At 63.2% G+C, this 16,075-nt stretch carries 17 protein-coding genes and 2 pseudogenes; 11 read left to right on the top strand and 8 right to left on the bottom strand.

The genetic code is table 11. From position 1 onward, the window contains the following. Positions 1-10 precede the first annotated feature (10 nt). From rplI to THIVI_RS25555, 4 genes are all read left to right on the top strand, one after another. Positions 11-460, top strand: a complete 450-nt coding sequence (rplI, locus tag THIVI_RS05765) for a 50S ribosomal protein L9 (RefSeq protein ID WP_014777694.1) — start codon at positions 11-13, stop codon at positions 458-460. 173 nt (positions 461-633) lie between these two features. Continuing rightward, positions 634-2,016 (top strand): replicative DNA helicase, encoded by a 1,383-nt coding sequence (gene dnaB, locus THIVI_RS05760; RefSeq protein ID WP_041447336.1) that lies wholly within the window; start codon positions 634-636, stop codon positions 2,014-2,016. A gap of 90 nt (positions 2,017-2,106) precedes the next feature. Next, positions 2,107-3,180, top strand: coding sequence for a mechanosensitive ion channel family protein (locus THIVI_RS05755; protein ID WP_245537385.1), 1,074 nt, complete (start codon positions 2,107-2,109; stop codon positions 3,178-3,180). Positions 3,181-3,185: 5 nt separating this feature from the next. Further along, entirely contained in the window at positions 3,186-3,653 is a 468-nt protein-coding gene (locus THIVI_RS25555) for a cyclic nucleotide-binding domain-containing protein (protein ID WP_245537439.1), read from the top strand. On the opposite strand, the pseudogene THIVI_RS05750 reads toward THIVI_RS25555, so the two are convergent. Both THIVI_RS05750 and THIVI_RS05745 read right to left on the bottom strand, forming a co-directional pair. Further along, positions 3,630-4,464 (bottom strand): annotated as a pseudogene (locus THIVI_RS05750) (class I SAM-dependent methyltransferase). The gene THIVI_RS25555 and the pseudogene THIVI_RS05750 sit on opposite strands and share 24 nt — an antisense overlap. Continuing rightward, a pseudogene (locus tag THIVI_RS05745) lies at positions 4,461-4,945 on the bottom strand (class I SAM-dependent methyltransferase); the annotation flags it as partial. The pseudogenes THIVI_RS05745 and THIVI_RS05750, both read right to left, overlap by 4 nt. A 207-nt stretch (positions 4,946-5,152) precedes the next feature. Between THIVI_RS05745 and THIVI_RS05740 the strand changes: the two are divergent. From THIVI_RS05740 to THIVI_RS05725, 4 genes are all read left to right on the top strand, one after another. Further along, positions 5,153-5,677: an arsenate reductase ArsC gene (locus tag THIVI_RS05740; protein ID WP_014777692.1), complete on the top strand. Its 525-nt coding sequence runs from the start codon at positions 5,153-5,155 to the stop codon at positions 5,675-5,677. Between the two features lie 240 nt (positions 5,678-5,917). Beyond that, positions 5,918-7,390, top strand: a complete 1,473-nt coding sequence (locus THIVI_RS05735; protein WP_014777691.1) for a circularly permuted type 2 ATP-grasp protein — start codon at positions 5,918-5,920, stop codon at positions 7,388-7,390. Positions 7,391-7,392: 2 nt separating this feature from the next. Next, positions 7,393-8,355 (top strand): alpha-E domain-containing protein, encoded by a 963-nt coding sequence (locus THIVI_RS05730; RefSeq protein ID WP_014777690.1) that lies wholly within the window; start codon positions 7,393-7,395, stop codon positions 8,353-8,355. Then, positions 8,352-9,242: a transglutaminase family protein gene (locus tag THIVI_RS05725; RefSeq protein WP_014777689.1), complete on the top strand. Its 891-nt coding sequence runs from the start codon at positions 8,352-8,354 to the stop codon at positions 9,240-9,242. The genes THIVI_RS05730 and THIVI_RS05725 overlap by 4 nt, the downstream gene beginning before the upstream one ends. Here THIVI_RS05725 and nikR read toward each other — a convergent pair. Both nikR and THIVI_RS25055 read right to left on the bottom strand, forming a co-directional pair. After that, entirely contained in the window at positions 9,239-9,661 is a 423-nt protein-coding gene (nikR, locus tag THIVI_RS05720) for a nickel-responsive transcriptional regulator NikR (RefSeq protein WP_014777688.1), read from the bottom strand. The genes THIVI_RS05725 and nikR overlap by 4 nt on opposite strands. 82 nt (positions 9,662-9,743) lie before the next feature. Further along, positions 9,744-9,917 carry a hypothetical protein gene (locus tag THIVI_RS25055; protein ID WP_014777687.1) on the bottom strand — a complete coding sequence of 58 codons (174 nt, stop codon included), beginning with the start codon at positions 9,915-9,917 and terminating at the stop codon, positions 9,744-9,746. Between the two features lie 209 nt (positions 9,918-10,126). On the opposite strand from THIVI_RS25055, the gene THIVI_RS05715 reads away from it, so the two are divergent. From THIVI_RS05715 to THIVI_RS05705, 3 genes are read left to right on the top strand one after another with little or no spacing between them, the layout of a single operon-like run. Next, positions 10,127-11,815 carry an ATP-binding protein gene (locus THIVI_RS05715; RefSeq protein ID WP_014777686.1) on the top strand — a complete coding sequence of 563 codons (1,689 nt, stop codon included), beginning with the start codon at positions 10,127-10,129 and terminating at the stop codon, positions 11,813-11,815. Positions 11,816-11,820: 5 nt separating this feature from the next. Further along, positions 11,821-12,315, top strand: coding sequence for a hypothetical protein (locus THIVI_RS05710; protein WP_014777685.1), 495 nt, complete (start codon positions 11,821-11,823; stop codon positions 12,313-12,315). Positions 12,316-12,319: 4 nt separating this feature from the next. Next, a complete protein-coding gene (locus THIVI_RS05705; RefSeq protein ID WP_014777684.1) occupies positions 12,320-13,252 on the top strand; it encodes a trypsin-like peptidase domain-containing protein in 933 nt (310 codons plus the stop codon). On the opposite strand, the gene THIVI_RS05700 is transcribed toward THIVI_RS05705, so the two are convergent. The 4 genes from THIVI_RS05700 to cbiM are packed head-to-tail and all read right to left on the bottom strand — an operon-like array spanning position 13,253 to position 16,068. Then, positions 13,253-14,035, bottom strand: coding sequence for an energy-coupling factor ABC transporter ATP-binding protein (locus tag THIVI_RS05700; protein WP_014777683.1), 783 nt, complete (start codon positions 14,033-14,035; stop codon positions 13,253-13,255). Further along, a complete protein-coding gene (cbiQ, locus tag THIVI_RS05695) occupies positions 14,032-14,790 on the bottom strand; it encodes a cobalt ECF transporter T component CbiQ (RefSeq protein WP_014777682.1) in 759 nt (252 codons plus the stop codon). The genes THIVI_RS05700 and cbiQ overlap by 4 nt, the downstream gene beginning before the upstream one ends. Continuing rightward, positions 14,787-15,455, bottom strand: a complete 669-nt coding sequence (locus THIVI_RS05690; protein ID WP_014777681.1) for a hypothetical protein — start codon at positions 15,453-15,455, stop codon at positions 14,787-14,789. The genes cbiQ and THIVI_RS05690 overlap by 4 nt, the downstream gene beginning before the upstream one ends. Continuing rightward, positions 15,448-16,068, bottom strand: a complete 621-nt coding sequence (cbiM, locus tag THIVI_RS05685; RefSeq protein ID WP_014777680.1) for a cobalt transporter CbiM — start codon at positions 16,066-16,068, stop codon at positions 15,448-15,450. The genes THIVI_RS05690 and cbiM overlap by 8 nt, the downstream gene beginning before the upstream one ends. Positions 16,069-16,075: the final 7 nt, after the last annotated feature.

Below are 16,075 nucleotides of genomic sequence, written 5' to 3'. Positions count from 1 at the left end.
GAATCTATACGTGGAAGTCATCCTGCTGAAAAATGTTGCCAACCTGGGTGTACTCGGGGACAAGGTGAAGGTGCGTTCGGGCTATGGCCGGAACTATCTGGTTCCCTCTGGCTTCGCCGTGTCGGCGACCGCCGAGAATCTGGAGGCATTCGAGGCGCGCCGCGCCGAACTGGAGCGGGCCGCCGCCGAGGTCCAGGCGGCCGCCGAGGCCCGCAAGTCATTGCTCGACGGTATCCGCTTGACCATCGCGCGCAAAGCTGGCGATGAGGGCCGTCTGTTCGGCTCGGTCGGAGCCAGCGATGTTGCCGCGGCAGCGGTCGAGGCGGGTTACGAGGTGGACAAGACCGAAGTGCGTCTGTCCAGCGGACCCTTCCGCACCACTGGCGAGTACGAGATCGCGCTGCACCTCTATACGGATGTGGACGCGGTCATCAAGCTCGATATCATTCCCGAAGCCTGACACTCTCCGCCGCTGCGCTCCGGTTCCGCCGGGGCGCCGATCCCGCCTGGCGCCGGCGACTCGTGTTGTGGGCGCGGCGAACCAGGCGTTCGCGCCCGCATCCTTTCCGCTCAATCCATGGCCAATGGGCCTCTTCGCCCGTGCGGGGAACGATGTTCGAATCAGATGATGTCATGGCGACGCCCCCGGCCGATGCCGAGTTCGACGCCTTGCGTGTCCCGCCTCACAATATCCACGCGGAGCAATCCCTGCTCGGCGCGCTGATGCTCGATAACAGCGCCTGGGACCGCGTCGCCGACATGGTGACCGAAGGCGATCTCTACCGGCGCGAGCATCGCTTGATCTTCGGCGCCATCGCCAAGCTCGCGGCGGGCGATCAGCCCTTCGATGTCGTCACCCTGGCCGAAACCCTGGAGCGCACCGAGCGGCTGGCGGATGCCGGCGGCCTGCCGTATCTCGGTACACTGGCCAACGAGACCCCGAGCGCCGCCAATATCAAGGCGTATGCCAAAATCGTGCGGCAGACCTCGGTGCTGCGGCAGATGATTACGGCGGGCGTCGAGATCGCCGACAGCGGCTACAACCCCCAGGGGCGCGACGCCGCCGAATTGCTCGACGACGCGGAGCGACGGGTCTTCGCGATCGCCGAGCAGGAGGCGCGCGGCGGTGGCGGTTTCCAGCCCATCAAAACCCTGCTGAGCCGGGCGGTCGAGCGGATCGACTTGCTCTATCAACGTGACGAGGCGATCACCGGTCTTGCCACGGGTTTCTCGGACTTCGACGAGATGACCTCGGGACTGCAACCGGCGGATCTCATTATCGTGGCCGGCCGTCCCTCGATGGGCAAAACCAGTCTCGCGATGAACATGGCCGAGCATGTCGCGATTCAGTCCAAGCGTCCGGTCGCCATCTTCAGCATGGAGATGCCGGGCGATTCGCTCGCCATGCGCATGATGTCCTCGCTGGGGCGGATCGATCAGCATCGGGTGCGGACCGGGAAGCTGGAGGACGACGAATGGCCGCGCTTGACCTCGGCGGTGAACATCCTCTCCGCCGCGCCCATGTTCATCGACGACACGCCGGCGCTGTCGCCCACCGAGGTGCGCGCGCGGGCACGGCGTCTCAAGCGTGACCAGAACGATCTGGGGCTGATCGTGCTGGACTATCTGCAATTGATGCAGGCGCCGGGCTCCACCGAAAACCGCGCGACCGAGATCTCGGCTATTTCGCGTTCGCTGAAGGCGCTGGCCAAGGAGCTGAACGTGCCCGTGATCGCGCTCTCGCAGCTCAATCGCAGTCTCGAACAGCGTCCGAATAAACGCCCGGTGATGTCGGATCTGCGCGAATCGGGCGCCATCGAACAGGATGCAGATTTGATCGTCTTCATCTATCGCGACGAGGTCTACAACGAGGACAGCAACGACAAGGGGATCGCCGAGATCATCATCGCGAAACAGCGCAACGGACCGATCGGCACCACGCGCCTGACCTTTCTCGGCAAATACACCAAGTTCGAGAATTATATCGGCAACTATTACGGTGAAGGCGGCTCCTGAGCCTCGACTCGCCGATCATGACGGGTGGCGTAAAGACCGCTCGCAACCACGCATGCGAAACCGGATGCAGTTGAAGGCGCCTCGCGGACGATGATCGACCAATTCGAGAAATTCGCGCATCTGCACTGGCAGATCCTTCTGGGGATGTCGCTGCTGTTGATGGCCTGGCGTTTGGGAAATGTGTTCTTGTTTGGCCGATGGCTTGCCAGACGCTTTCCGATCATGCTCGCTCTGGCCGATCTGGTCTTGATTCCCGCACTGCTCTTTCTGGGCTGGAATTTGCTTAATTTGGTTGTTCGGGAACTCGGGCTCACGGAACTGGATGACGCGATCCAGACGGGCGCCTTGGTCGTCGGCTACCTGGTCGGCGCCTGGCTGCTGGCGCATCTGATCGAAGTGCTCTTGCGGAAGCGGGCTGGCGGGATGCTGCCCGATCAGCTGCCAAAGCTGGTCGTCGGTTTGATTTACGTCGTCCTCATGCTCTTTGGACTCGGGTTGTTCATGTGGCAGCAGGGCTATTCCTTTGCGGGGATCTGGGTCTCCACCGGGGTCGCCGCCGGCGTCCTGGGCCTGGCGCTGCAACGAACCCTCGGCGATCTCTTCTCCGGCATCGCCCTCGGCATCGAACGCCCCTTTAAACTGGGCGACTGGGTTGAGTTGCGCGACGGTACCGTCGGTCAGGTGATCGATCTCAATTGGCGCGCGACCTGGCTTCGCGGCTGGGACAACGCCACGCACGTCATTCCGAATGCACGGATGGCCGGCGAGCCGCTGAAGAATCTCCACGATGATCAGCATCTGTTCGCGCCCTGGTACTTCGTCCAGATTCCGGCCGAGATCGATCCGCGCTTTGCCACGGCGCTTATCCTCGACGCGGCCTTGCGGTGCGAAAGCGTCCTCAAGTTTCCCTACCCGATCGTCCGGCTCGCGGACGCCAGCACTGTTCCCTACAAATACATGGTCTGGGTCCATCTCAAAAATTACCCGGCGGTGTTTCGAGGCCGCGAGGAACTCTTTCGCGAGATTCACTGGGCGCTGCAACGCGCGGGATCAGTCTGGCACCCGAGGTTCACGAAATTCACACGCGCCGCGCGTCCATTGCGCAGGCCGAGCCGCCCACCATCCTGCTCGCGCTCAAGGGGTTGGATGTCGCGGGTCAATTGACGCAGGTGGAATTGGAGCAGATCGCGGCGCGTAGCGTCTATTGTCATTTCGACAGCGGCCACGTCATCCTGGCGGAAGGCGCCGCGAGCGATGCCTTCTATGTGGTGGTCGGCGGTCTGGTGGAAGCCGCCATTACGCTGCCGGACCGTACCCGCAAAGTGACCGAAAACCTGGCGCCCGGCCACCACTTTGGCATCGAATCCATGCTGACGAATGAGCCGTCATTCCTGGAATTGCGCGCCAAAAGCGATGTCACCCTGATCCGCATCGATCTGGAGTGCGTGCAAAGCCTGCTGTCGGCGCGCCCGGAACTGGCCGAGCGCTTCGCCCGCATCGTCAAGGAGCGCGTCGACGCCGCGGATGCCGCGCGCGCCGCCAGCCGTCAACCGGTCGGCCGCTTGAGCTTGCGCGACATCCGCCAGCGGATCGAGGGGTTGATGACGCGTCAGTCACGCGGCAATCGCAGTCGTTAGGGCGTGCTTTTTGAAATGCAGGATGCCCCACCGGAGATAGCCGGCGGTTCCGGCATCGACCCAATGTCCCAGACCATCGAGCATGCGGTCGAGATAGACGTCCGAGACCTTTCCGGCGAGTGCCTCGCGGGCCTGGGCGAGTTTCTCGCACACCCTTCCGTAGTGGGTCACCAGGTTTTCCGTCGTCTCGATCGCCGCCGACGCCGCGAGGCCATGGCGGGCGGCCGTCTCATTGTAGAAGCCGATGGATCCCAGGCTCTCCAGATGGATGCGTTCGAGGACCGGGCGCAGCACGCCCTCCGGACAGTCGTCCGCCTGCATGGGGTCCGTGAAGACGAAGTCGCCGCCGTGTCGCAGCACCCTGGCGGCCTCGGCGACGACCCGCGCGCGCAGTCCACTGTGCAGGATGGCGTCCTGCGACCAGACTAGGTCGAAAACGCCGTCGGGATAGGGGACGGCCTCGAAGCTTCCGTCCACCACCTCGATCAGGTGGTCGAGACCCTGTTCGCGATTCATCTCCCGGTGGCGCGCGTTTTCCTTTTCGCTCAGGTTGAGCGCTGTCACCTGGCAGCCAGCGGGCCGCGCCGCCATAGCCCGCGACCATGTCGAGCACCTGGTGTCGGATCCCAGCCCCGGTACTTGCGCGGCCATGCGTGCGCCGGCTGGCATCGGCGATCGCCTCGTGCGGTTGCTGGCAGAGACCGATGTGGATGTCCTCGCCGCCCCAGACATGGAAGTAGAAGTTGTCGGCGTCGTCGCTGTTGTGGTAGTGGCGGGCGGTCTCGACGACCGTTGAGTGCGGCTCGCTCATTCTTCCTCGCCCCCTTCCACATAAAGTTTTTCGGCGACATGAATGAAGAAATCGGGCTCGTCGTCGCGGTAGGTCTCCTTGAAATCGCCGTAGGTCGTCACGTGTTGGAAACCGACTTCGTATAGCAGACGACGGGTGTAATTCTTGCGCAAGGGAAACATGTTATAAGGTAGGAGACGTGCTCGCCGGGGAACTCGTAGAGGAACCGGGCCAGGGACTCGTCGACATGCTCGGGTTGGGCGCGTGCATTCTCGCCGCAGTAGTAATAGTTGTGGGTGGGTGCGATCTGATGATCGAGAATGGCGTCATAGTTGCGCTGATCGAGGATCAGGATGCCATCGTGACGCAGCGTGGCATAGAACTCCGCTAGCGCCTTACGGCGATCGTTTTCGTCGTGCAGATGGGTGAACGAGTTGCCCAGACAGATGACGGCATCATAATAGTCGTGTACGTCGCGGTTGAGCCAGCGCCATTTTGATTCAGCACCAATTCGGTCGTCATGCTGTCGTCATAAAGATCGGCGACGATGCGGCATGCCGGTCACACGTTCTGATCGCATGCGGATGCCTCGCGGGGTATCCGCGTTCGACGGCGCGTTGGCACGGTACCACGAGGCGCGCTTGCGGGCCGATCGCCGGTCACGGAGCTGCGCTCTGACAGACCTTTCCGACCGCTTCGGGGACAGACCATGGCTGATCGAATTTACAATGTTCTTTTTCTTTGCACCGGCAACTCGGCACGCAGCATCATTGCCGAGAGCCTGATGAATCGCTACGGTCGCGGCCATTTTCGCGGCTACAGCGCCGGCAGTCACCCCAAGGGCGAGGTTCACCCCCTGGCGGTGGAGGTGCTCAGGCGCAACAATTATCTGACCGACGCACTGCGCAGCAAGGATTGGTCCGAGTTTGCCGAACCGGATGCGCCCAGGATGGACTTTGTCTTCACCGTCTGCGACCGTGCCGTCGCGGAAATCTGTCCGGTCTGGCCGGGGCAGCCGATGACCGCTCATTGGGGGCTTCCCGATCCCGCTGCAGTCGAGGGCGATGAAGTGACGCGCATTATGGCCTTCCGTCAGACTTTTCGGGAATTGGAAAACCGGATCAAGATTTTCGTCAGCCTACCATTGAATTCGCTGGACCGGCTCAAGCTGCAGAAGAGCCTGGATGACATTGGCCAGGTGCGTCTGGACGACACGGAGCGCGCGGACGACTGAGCGCCTTTGTCCATTCGCGAATCGAGTCCATAATCGCACCTTCATGGTGCGGTTTTTGCCTCGGTTCGGCCTTTTGCCTCAATTCAGGCAGACGAACAGCGGTGTTGTCACGCGCCTCGGGAGGTCTGGGGGGCGATGACGATTGAATTTCCAGTAAAACACGGCATCAGGCAGGGTATGGCATGTTTCTTGATATAATTTAACGATAGAAACAGGCCAGGTCGAGGGGGCTTTCTCGCCATGCTGAAACAGTTCCAATCCGGTGGCACCGGGCAATTGCAGGACCGCGACGAGGGTCCGGTCATGGCCTTTCACGAGTTCTATCAGGACGATTTCCGTCCCCGCGAGCACTATCTCCCGATGTGGGAGCATATCCAGATCGCCGGGCAGCAGATGCTCGGGACCAAGGCGCGGGACGCGCACCTCGCCCTGCATAACGAAGGGGTGACCTTCACCGTCTATTCCGACGCGGACGAGGGCATCGAGCGGGTCTGGCCATTTGATATCCTGCCGCGGATCATCCCCGCCGCCGAATGGAATCAGATCGAGGCGGGTATCAAGCAGCGCATTCGGGCGCTGAATCTGTTCCTGAAGGATCTCTACCACGGTCAGCGCATCCTCAAGGATGGCGTGGTGCCGCCAGAGCTGATCTATCGGGGCAAGGATTTCCGCCGCGAGATCATGGATATCATCCCGCCGCACGACATCTACACCCACATCAGCGGTGTCGATCTGATCCGCGACGAAGACGGCCGCTATCTGGTGCTGGAGGACAATCTGCGCACCCCCTCCGGCGTCTCCTACATGATCGAAAACCGCATCATCGAGCGTCGCATCCTGCCCGAATTCTTTGCGCGTTATCGGGTGCGTCGGGTCGAGCACTATCCGGACTTGCTGTTACAGGCGCTGCGTCACCTGTCGCCGCGCGGGGCCGAGTCGGCGGTGATCGTGGTGCTGACGCCCGGGATCTTCAACTCGGCCTATTTCGAGCATACCTTCCTGGCCAAGGAGATGGGCGTCGAACTCGCCGAGGGGCGAGATCTGGTGTGCAAGAACGACAAAGTCTATCTCAAGACCACGCTCGGTCTGCGACAAGTCGATGTCATCTATCGGCGGGTCGACGACGATTTCCTAGATCCGCTGGTGTTTCGCGCGGACTCGACCTTGGGTGTGGCGGGCGTCATCAATGCCTGGCGCGCGGGCAATGTCGCGCTGGCCAACGCGCCGGGCGCCGGGATCGCCGACGACAAGGCGGTTTATGCCTATGTCCCCGACATCATCCGCTATTACCTGGGCGAGGCGCCGATTCTGGCTAGCGTGCCCACCTATCAAATGACCGATCCGCAGGATCGCACCTATGTGCTCGATAACATGCAGAAAATGGTCATCAAGGCGGTGGCCGAGTCGGGCGGTTACGGCATGTTGATGGGACCATCCTCCAGCGCGACCCAGCGCGCCGAGTTCGCCCGCAAGATTGAGGAAAATCCGCGCAACTACATCGCCCAGCCGGTCGTCCAGATCTCGCGTCATCTCTGCTATCTGGACGGCGAACTGGAGTCGCGCCATCTGGATCTGCGCCCCTTCGCCATTTTCGGCAGCGAGATCGAGGTGGTTCCTGGCGGTTTGACCCGCGTGGCCATGACCAAGGGCTCGCTGGTGGTGAATTCCTCGCAGGGCGGGGGTAGCAAGGATACCTGGGTGCTGGCGGACTGACGATGCTGAGCCGAATTGCCGAATCGCTGTATTGGATGTCGCGTCATCTGGAGCGGGCCGATAACACCGCGCGCGTTCTGGATATCAATGTCGTCCACATGCTGGAGTCCGACGAGGGCGTCACCGAGGAGATGCAGTGGAAGCCGCTGTTGGCGATTGTCGGCGCGGATGAATTCTATGAGGAATTCCACCCGGACGGTCGGATCACGGTGCAACGGGTGATCCATCTCCTGACCCAGGATCGCAAAAACCCTGGATGCATTCATAACAGCCTGAAACTCGCCCGCGAGAACGCGCGCGTGGTGCGCGACCGGATCTCCAACGCCATGTGGGAGACCCTGAACCAGTTCTGGCTGACGACGGACAAACATCTGGCGGCGACGTTACAGCCCTGGCGGGCGGCGGAGTTCTACGCCTTCGTGCATCGTGAGGTCGCGACCTTTTTCGGGTTGAGCCAGAGCACCATGATGCGCGGTCAGGCCTACGGATTCACCGCCCTCGGCAGCCTTCAGGAACGCGCCGACATGACCGCGCGCATTCTCGACGTGCGTTATCACCTGCTGCTGCCCGACCTGAGTCTGGTGGGATCTCCCCTGGACTACTACCAATGGGGCGCGCTGCTCAAATCGCTCTCGGGCTTCGAGCCCTATCGCCGTCAATACCAGGGCGGTATCCGGCCGATCGAGGTGGTTGAATTCGTGGTGCTCGATCCAGATTATCCCCGTTCGCTCGCCTACTGCGTGGAAGGAATCGAGCGGGCGCTCGGGCGCATCGGTCATGTGCCCGATGGCGCGGTCGCGGATCGGCTGCATGCCTTGCGCGGACATCTTTCGGGTGTGACCGCCAACGACATCATCGATCAGGGACTGCATGAATATCTGGACGATTTCCTCGCGCGGCTGGCGGAATTCAGCGATGCGTTGCAGGCCGACTATTTTGACGCTCACCTTGGGGACGCCCAGTGAAATATCACATTGAGCAAGCCTGTCGCATTCGCTTCGCCTCCGCCGCGCGCGAGCATCATGTCCAGATCCGTCTGGCGCCTTGGGATGACGAGAGTCAGTCGCTGATCCGGATCATGCTCGCGGTCGAGCCCGAGGTGCTGGCGGTCGCAGGGTATGACGGCTTCGGCAATCTCGCGCACCATTTTGCGGTGCTGGGCGCCCATCGGGAGTTGAGCTTTGCCATGGTCGCCGAGGTCGAGACGAAACGGGAGAACCCCTTCGATTTCCCCCTGATTCCGCCCGCGCGCGAGTTGGCCTGGATCGCTGACAGTCTGCGTCAGGCCCCGCGGCTGTGGGATTTCGTGCTGCACCAGGGCGTCCTGACGCCGGCGCTCCCGGAGCGGATCGCGGGCCTTGCGGTGCCGGGACTGCGCGACGGCGTACCCTTGTTTCAGCAGGTGAGGGATGCCTTCGACTGGATCGGCAAGATCGCCGAATTCGATCCCGCCGAGGAGACCTCGGTGACCGCGCTGCCGGCACTCTTCGAGGCCGGGCGCGGCACTGCGGCGGACCTGGCACATCTGCTGATTGCCCTGATGCGTCAGTGGCGGATTCCTGCCCGTTTTGTCTCCGGGTATCTCGATGCGTCCTACTTCGACCCCGACGACGCGGATCCGCCCGGCACCGAGCCGCGTCCGCAAACGCTGCATCAATGGGTCGAGGTGTTGATTCCGGGAGGCGGGTGGCGGGGTTTCGATCCTTCCCTGCGATTGCTCGCCGACGCCACCTATCTGCGGGTGGCGATCGGTCGGGATGCGCGGGATATTCAAGCCTTGCGTCAGACCTGCCGGGGCGATGGCGAACAGCCGGAGCTGGAACAGACCCTCAGAGTCTCGCGCATCAATTAATTCTGGATCCTGGACGCCCGCGTCAATTCGGCGAAGCGCACCCCGCGCAATCCGCCGATCTCGTGACTGAGCAATTCGATCTCCGCCGGCATCCCGCGAATGATAATGGTCTCCAGGCAATTATGATGGTCCATGTGCACATGCGTGGTGGCCACGACATGGACATACTGACGATGCTGGATATCCAGGATATGCTGCGTTAATTCCCGCTGATGGTGGTCGTAGACGATGGTCAGCACGCCCGCCACTTCTTCGTCGCCACGCTCCCAGGTGTCTTCTACGATCCGCTCGCGGATCAAGTCGCGGACCAGTTCCGAGCGCGAGGCATAGCCCTTGCCGACCACTCGTCGATCCAATTCGTCGAGGAGCGGCTTGGGCAGCGATACGCTGAAACGGATGGTTTCGTCAGGATTCGACATCATCTTCTCAGTCACTCGGTCAAACGAAAAACCCCGACGCGCGCGGTGCGTCGGGGTTGATGACCTGCGAGGGTCACCCGATTTAGCGTTCGGTCAAGTCGAACGATCGGGTCGCATCGGTTTTCACGGCCTGAACCTCGACGACGGGCTCTTTCGTTGCCTCGGCCGCCAGGCGGTCGTCTTCCGACATCACCATCGTGGTCTGAACACCGCCAATCAGGACGGCGACGGCGGCAAGAATTCCAAGTGCACCCATGATACATCTCCGTTAAGGTTGATTGGTATGATAGTTAATCATTATATAATCATTTTCTAATTTATCAAGCGTCGATCTTGTTTTTTGGCGCGTCCGACCTAGCGTGTAACACGACGTCGCGGATTGCTTGATCGGGACTGCGTCGATGGCGATCTTCGGCGACAATTACGCCCGAATCGTCCGTTCAACCCCGTGGAGTCTTACCCGTTATGGCTATGCCGGAATCCAGTCTGATCGGCCGCATCACCGATATCCAGGGGGGTTGCCTGGTGGTCACCCTGTTTCCGGCGGAAGAAGGTTTTCCATCCTTCGTCACCCTAGGTCAGGAAACCCTGCCCATCGGCCAGTTGGGCAGCCTGGTCGAGGTGCGGGATCGGGCCGGCCACCTGCTCGCCGAGGTTTCGCGTAGCCTGGAAGAGACGATCGAGCGACGCCCGGTTCAGGATCAGGCGGCACCCGAGAAGCGGCGAGGTACAGTCCGCGAACGACGTCTGGAGTTGATCGCGCTCGGTGAGATCGGGAAGGATGGGCGTCTCGAACCGGGCGTCAGTCGTTTCCCGCTGATCGGCGCGGCCGTGCATCTGATCGCCAGCAGTCGTCTCGCCGCCCTATTGGTGCGCGAACGGGAGGGCGCGCTGGAACTGGGCCGACTGTCCACCCGACCGACGCTCAAGGCGTGCCTGGATCCCTCGGCGCTCTTCGGCCGGCATCTCGCCATCCTGGGTCAGACCGGCGCGGGCAAGTCCTGGACCCTGACCAGCCTGCTGCAACGGGTGGTCACGTCCATGCCCCGCTCGCACATTGTCCTGCTCGATCTGCATGGCGAGTACGGTTGGCGCGCCTCTCCTAGTGCGCCCTACGAGGGCGTGTTTCCAGACCGGACCGCGCGGCATATCGATGCCCGAGAGCTGGAGATTCCCTACTGGCTGCTCACCTATGCCGAGTTGGTCGATCTCTTCATCGATCGCAGCGACGCCAACGCCACGGTCCAGATCGCCTTTCTGCGCGAGGCGCTCTACAGCCTGCGCCGACAGTCGAATCAGCACATGGGTCTGGAACGTCTCTCGGTGGATTCGCCGGTCTATTTTTCCATCGAAGAGCTGTACCAAAAGTTCAAAAAGGCCAATGAGGAAAAGCTGGAATTCGGCAAGGTCAAGGGACCGCTGTACGGCGCCTTCGACGATTTCCTGGTCCGTTTCCAGTCAATGTACAACGATGCCCGCTACGATTTTTTCCTGCATCCGCGCAAACACAGCAGCTCCGCCAGTCTCGAAGGTCTACTGCGCGACTTCGTTGGGCTGGGCGAACCCAAGCGTCAGGTCACGGTGATCGATCTCAGCCCCATCCCGGTCGATCTGCGTCCCGTCGTGTCGGCCCAGATCGGACGTCTCGCCTTCGAGTTCAACTACTGGAATCCGCGCCGCCACGAATTCCCGCTGCTGCTGGTGTGCGAGGAGGCCCATCAGTACATCCCGCGCGATGCCGAGACCCAGTATGTCGGCACGCGCCGCGCGATGGAGCGAATCGCCAAGGAGGGGCGCAAATACGGCGTGACGCTCTGTGTTGTCAGCCAGCGGCCGACCGAATTGTCCGAGACGGTGCTCTCGCAATGCGGGAATTATCTGTGTCTGCGTATCTCCAACGCGGACGATCAGGAGTATGTCCGCCGTCTGCTGCCCGAGGGCGCGAAGAATCTGGCCGACATGCTGGCCTCGCTACGGCGAGGCGAGGTGCTGGCTGTGGGCGACGCGGCGCTGCTGCCCTCGCGGATCCTGGTCCATCCGCCAAATCCGGCGCCGGCCAGCCATGATGCGCCCCTGTCGCGGAGCTGGCGTGAAGGTCCGGAAGACCTGGATGTGGCGGAGATCGTCAACCGCTGGTGGCGGCAGATGCGTTGAGCTAGATGCGTACAGTCACTGCCTCTCCGACGCGCACGACCATCCTGCTGTGGGGTGTCTTGGGTCTGCTGCTGGCGGGAGTGGTTGCGGTTGCGGTCCAGAAAGTCTGGCCGATCCTGTATCCACCGCTGCTTCAGGTCACGGAACCCGACCCCGACTGCGATCTGCGCGCCGGTCCCTGCACGGCGCGTTTCCCGGATGGCCGCGCGGTCAGCTTTGCGATCACCCCCCCTGCCATCCCCATCGCGACGCCACTGCGACTGGTTGTCGAGGCCAGCGGTTTCGCGACGACCGCCGTCGAGGTGGATTTTGTCGGCGTCGACATGAACATGGGCTTCAATCGCGTGACGCTTCGGGAGGTGCGGTCGGGACGTTACGAAGGGCAGGGCATGCTGCCGGTGTGCGCGCGCGCGCGCATGATCTGGGAGGCCAGGGTGCTACTCCATACCCCGGAAGGCATTCTGGCCGCGCCCTTTCGCTTCGCGACCGAGAGACACTGACACCTTGAAATCGACCGGCATTCGAGCGCTGATCACGTTGGCGTGCCTGGCGCTGTCCGCCATCCCGCTGCCGGCCACGGCCCTGCTGGGTGGAGAGGTCGACGCGCGGGAAGATTTCAGCGCCGTGGTCGCCTTGACCCTGGGTGAAACCCCGCATTGTTCGGCGACCAAGATCGCTCCGGATGCCTTCCTGACCGCCGCGCACTGTGTCGCGGACATGCGCGCAGGAACCTTGGACGCCGCGTTTCAGCCGGGGCGACGGATCTTCGTCAGCAACCGGACGGAGCCAATGACACGCGAGGATTTCATCGGTTTGACGCTCCGGAAAACGCAGATACATCCCCGTTACCGGGAGGCGTTGCAACGCTTTTTCGCCTACCGGGAAGAGAAAGTTCGTGACTATCGCGCGCGCTACACGGGCGAGGAACTGGCGCGCCGCATCCGCCTCATCGAGGCCAGTCACCATTTCACGTCCCGTTTTCCGGATGTCGCCATCCTGTTCGTGCGCGAACCCACGGCGTCGATTCCGCTCGCCAGGGTCGATTGCGCGCCGCTGCTTCCGGGCGACGCGGTGCAACTCGTCGGCTATGGGTACGAGAGCCTGAAAAACATCGCGCTGGCCCGCCAGAAGCACCCCTTCGGTCGGCGCCACTGGGGCACCACCGAGGTCATCCGTGTCGATCCGGTCAACTTCTACACCTATGGCGGTCTGATGCGCGCGGGCGAGCCGTCCTTGAGTCCAGGCGATTCCGGGGGGCCGGTGTTGCGCTCGGGTCGGGTCGTCGGCGTGAACGGCACCGTCTACGGCTTGAGCCGTCTCGATGCCGCGCGCTCCAACATGTCCGTCAACCTGAACGGATTGGGCGCGGCGGACGATGGCGATCGGCAGGAGGGGTGTCGTGCCTTTTTCAAGATGGCGCAACCGCGTTCGGATTGATCATGGCCCATCCGGGACATGATGGTCCGCGTGGGCTGGCACGGACGAATCATGTTCGTGCTCGGCGCTGACGCCGGGCGCGTGCAGATGGAGATGGGCGTGTCGATGGCTGTGTCCGTGGCTGTGTAGGATGGCGTCCGTCAGGCGTCCATCGGCCAGTCGGACGGCGCGGGTCGCCAGCCGTTCCAGGAAACGCCGGTCGTGAGAGACGATGATCATGGCCTGATCCAATCCGGACAGATGTTCGACGAGACGCTGTTCGGTGGCCTCGTCGAGACCGTTGGTCGGCTCGTCGAGCAGCAGCGCCTCGGGGTTCATTGCAAGCACGGTGGCCAGCGCCACCAGTCGTTTTTCGCCGGCGGACAGACGATGGGTGACGCGCTCGGCAAATCCGGCCAGCCCGAGCGCCTCCAGCGTTCGCAGGGCATCGTCACGCGCGACCGAGTGCGGGCGGCCCAGATTCAGCGGTCCGAAGGCGACATCCTCAAGCACGGTCGGGCAGAACAACTGATCGTCCGAATCCTGGAACAGCAATCCGACCCGCGCCCGCACCGGGCGGAAATCGGCCTCGCTCCGGCGTGCCTCGCCAAACGCCAGCACCTGCCCGGCGCTCGGGCGCCGTAGACCGACCAGCAGATGCAGCAAGGTCGTCTTGCCGGCGCCATTCGGCCCGACCAGCGCGACCCGATCGCCCGCGTTCAGCGTGAAATCCACGCCGCTCAGTACGGCGCGCTCGGGATACTCAAAGGTGGCCTGGCGCAGTTCGAGCAGTGGCGCCGTCATGCCAGCCAGTCCAGGGTCGTCAGGCCGCCGAGCAGCAGCGCGAGTCCAAGCGCCAGCGCGGTATCGGCAGGCTCCCAATGGGTCGAATCCAGCAGATAGAGTCGGCCCTGAAATCCGCGGCAGCGCATCGCCGCCAGCAGGCGTTGCGAGCGCGCCAGACTGCGCACCAACAGCATGCCCATCAACCAGCCATAGCTGTTCCAGGTGTGCCGATCGCTGCGCGGAACGAAGGCGCGCGCCCGCATGGCCTGGCGCAGACGGATGAATTCCTGATGCAGCAGATGGATCTGGCGGATCGTCATCAAGAGAAGATGGACCAGCTTTTCGGGCACGCCCAGCCGCGCCAGCGCATGACCGAAGACGACCGGTTCCAGGCTGCCGACCAGGGCGAGCAGCACCAGCACCACGGCGTTGGCCCGCAGCAGGATCGTGACGGCGAGCGCCAGGCCCTCCTGACTGGCGGCGAGAGGGCCGAACGCGATCCATGGACTGCCGGGCACCGTGAAGGGCAGGGTGATCAGCAGGACGAGCATGAATCCTTCCAGTGCCAGCAGTCGCCACAAGAGATCGGGTGCGCGCATCCCGGTGCTGGCCGCCAGCGCGGCAGCGAACAGAAAGGCGGCCAGAAGCGCGGGCGGATGCTGAAGACTGATGGCGACCAGCGCGAACGACAGGGCGGCGACGATGCGCAGACGGGGATCGCGGACGGCGATCCAGCCTGACCCGCGAGGGATGAGCAAGGCCGTCTGGCTCATGATTGGGTGTCGGGCCGACGGCTGCGCCACCAGAGCGCAAGCCCGGTCAGGCCGAGGATGTAGCCGATCCCGCCCAGGATGTCGCGCAACCGAACCTCATCCCGCGCGGCGATGAGTTGTTCGCGCAGCGGACGCATCTGACGGGCGACGGCCTGGTCGATGGCGGCGATGAGCGCCGGGTCGATGTCGTGTGTCTCGCCGGAAACCGGCGCGGCGACGGGATTGGGGAGACGGGCGCGCTCGGTTTCCGCGGGCTCGGAGGTCGAGGTCTCGTGGGTCTGGAGTTGGGGTGATTCGGCGCCCGCCAGCGGAAACCCGCCCGCCAGTTCGTCCGCCCGTATCCGCCATTGCGCGCGATGACCGTCGCCGCTCTCGGCGACGATGAGATAGTCGGTCAGCGTCCGCGCCCGATAGCGGAACTGGCCGTCCTCCGTCGGCGTCAGTTGGGCGAGCACCTGTCCAGCGGTATCCTGGATCTGGATGCGCGCCCCCGCCGCCTTCGCGCCGCCGGCGAAATAGGTCGTGCCCTCGATGCGGTCGCCCTCGGCGAAGGCAAACACCTGGAGTTTGTGGGCAGCGACCGGCAGGCTGGTCAACGCGAGCATGAGCGGCAGAATCAGGCGGCGGGGGAATGGGTGCCTGGCGCGCGAACCGGGATCAGGCATGGGAGACCTCGGAAGACCGCAGCAGTTCCGGGGCAACCCGCGCGAGAAAGGCCACGACCGTTCCCGTGATGACCGCCTCGACCAGCGCCAGCGGCAGGTAGGTCACCACCAGTACACCCGCCGCAGGCAGAAACGCCTTGCCGCTCAGTCCCAGGCTCAGCGCGACCAGTACGCCGGTCATCAGTACTCCGAGTCCGCCGGCCGCCGCGCCGATCCAGAACAGACGATCCGGCGCGACCCGCCGCATCCAGGGGGCCAGCAAAAGCGCGCAGAACAGCGCGGGCAGGGCCATGTTCATGGTATTGACGCCAAGCACCAGAATACCGCCATAGCCGAAAAAAGCGGCCTGGAGCACTAGGGCCACGAACAGCGCCGGCAGCGCGGTCCAGCCGAGCAGCAGACCCATCAGCCCATTGAGCAGCAGATGCACGCTACTGGGGCCAATCGGGACGCTGATGAGCGAGGAGACGAAAAAGGCCGCCGACAGCACGGCCGTCTGAGGCAGGCGATCATAATCGAGTCGGCGCAACGCGACCGCCAGCAGGCCCACGGACACCAGTCCGCCGACGATCAGCACCGGCGCCGAGAGCACGCCATCGGGAATGTGAGCCATCAGCCGG

This window comes from Thiocystis violascens DSM 198, from assembly GCF_000227745.2.
Classification (GTDB): Bacteria; Pseudomonadota; Gammaproteobacteria; order Chromatiales; family Chromatiaceae; genus Chromatium; species Chromatium violascens.
The sequence above is the reverse complement of the archived record's forward strand: the minus strand, read 5'-3'. Positions and strand labels throughout refer to the sequence as shown.

What these genes read in the sequence shown, in the direction of transcription:
- nikR (WP_014777688.1), bottom strand. Translation starts at nt 9,661, where the DNA reads ATGTCGAATCCTGACGAAACCATCCGTTTCAGCGTATCGCTGCCCAAG.
- THIVI_RS25055 (WP_014777687.1), bottom strand. Translation starts at nt 9,917, where the DNA reads ATGGGTGCACTTGGAATTCTTGCCGCCGTCGCCGTCCTGATTGGCGGT.
- THIVI_RS05735 (WP_014777691.1), top strand. Translation starts at nt 5,918, where the DNA reads ATGCTGAAACAGTTCCAATCCGGTGGCACCGGGCAATTGCAGGACCGC.
- dnaB (WP_041447336.1), top strand. Translation starts at nt 634, where the DNA reads ATGGCGACGCCCCCGGCCGATGCCGAGTTCGACGCCTTGCGTGTCCCG.
- THIVI_RS05730 (WP_014777690.1), top strand. Translation starts at nt 7,393, where the DNA reads ATGCTGAGCCGAATTGCCGAATCGCTGTATTGGATGTCGCGTCATCTG.
- THIVI_RS05715 (WP_014777686.1), top strand. Translation starts at nt 10,127, where the DNA reads ATGGCTATGCCGGAATCCAGTCTGATCGGCCGCATCACCGATATCCAG.
- cbiQ (WP_014777682.1), bottom strand. Translation starts at nt 14,790, where the DNA reads ATGAGCCAGACGGCCTTGCTCATCCCTCGCGGGTCAGGCTGGATCGCC.
- THIVI_RS05710 (WP_014777685.1), top strand. Translation starts at nt 11,821, where the DNA reads ATGCGTACAGTCACTGCCTCTCCGACGCGCACGACCATCCTGCTGTGG.
- THIVI_RS05690 (WP_014777681.1), bottom strand. Translation starts at nt 15,455, where the DNA reads ATGCCTGATCCCGGTTCGCGCGCCAGGCACCCATTCCCCCGCCGCCTG.
- cbiM (WP_014777680.1), bottom strand. Translation starts at nt 16,068, where the DNA reads ATGGCTCACATTCCCGATGGCGTGCTCTCGGCGCCGGTGCTGATCGTC.
- THIVI_RS05700 (WP_014777683.1), bottom strand. Translation starts at nt 14,035, where the DNA reads ATGACGGCGCCACTGCTCGAACTGCGCCAGGCCACCTTTGAGTATCCC.
- THIVI_RS05740 (WP_014777692.1), top strand. Translation starts at nt 5,153, where the DNA reads ATGGCTGATCGAATTTACAATGTTCTTTTTCTTTGCACCGGCAACTCG.
- THIVI_RS05755 (WP_245537385.1), top strand. Translation starts at nt 2,107, where the DNA reads ATGATCGACCAATTCGAGAAATTCGCGCATCTGCACTGGCAGATCCTT.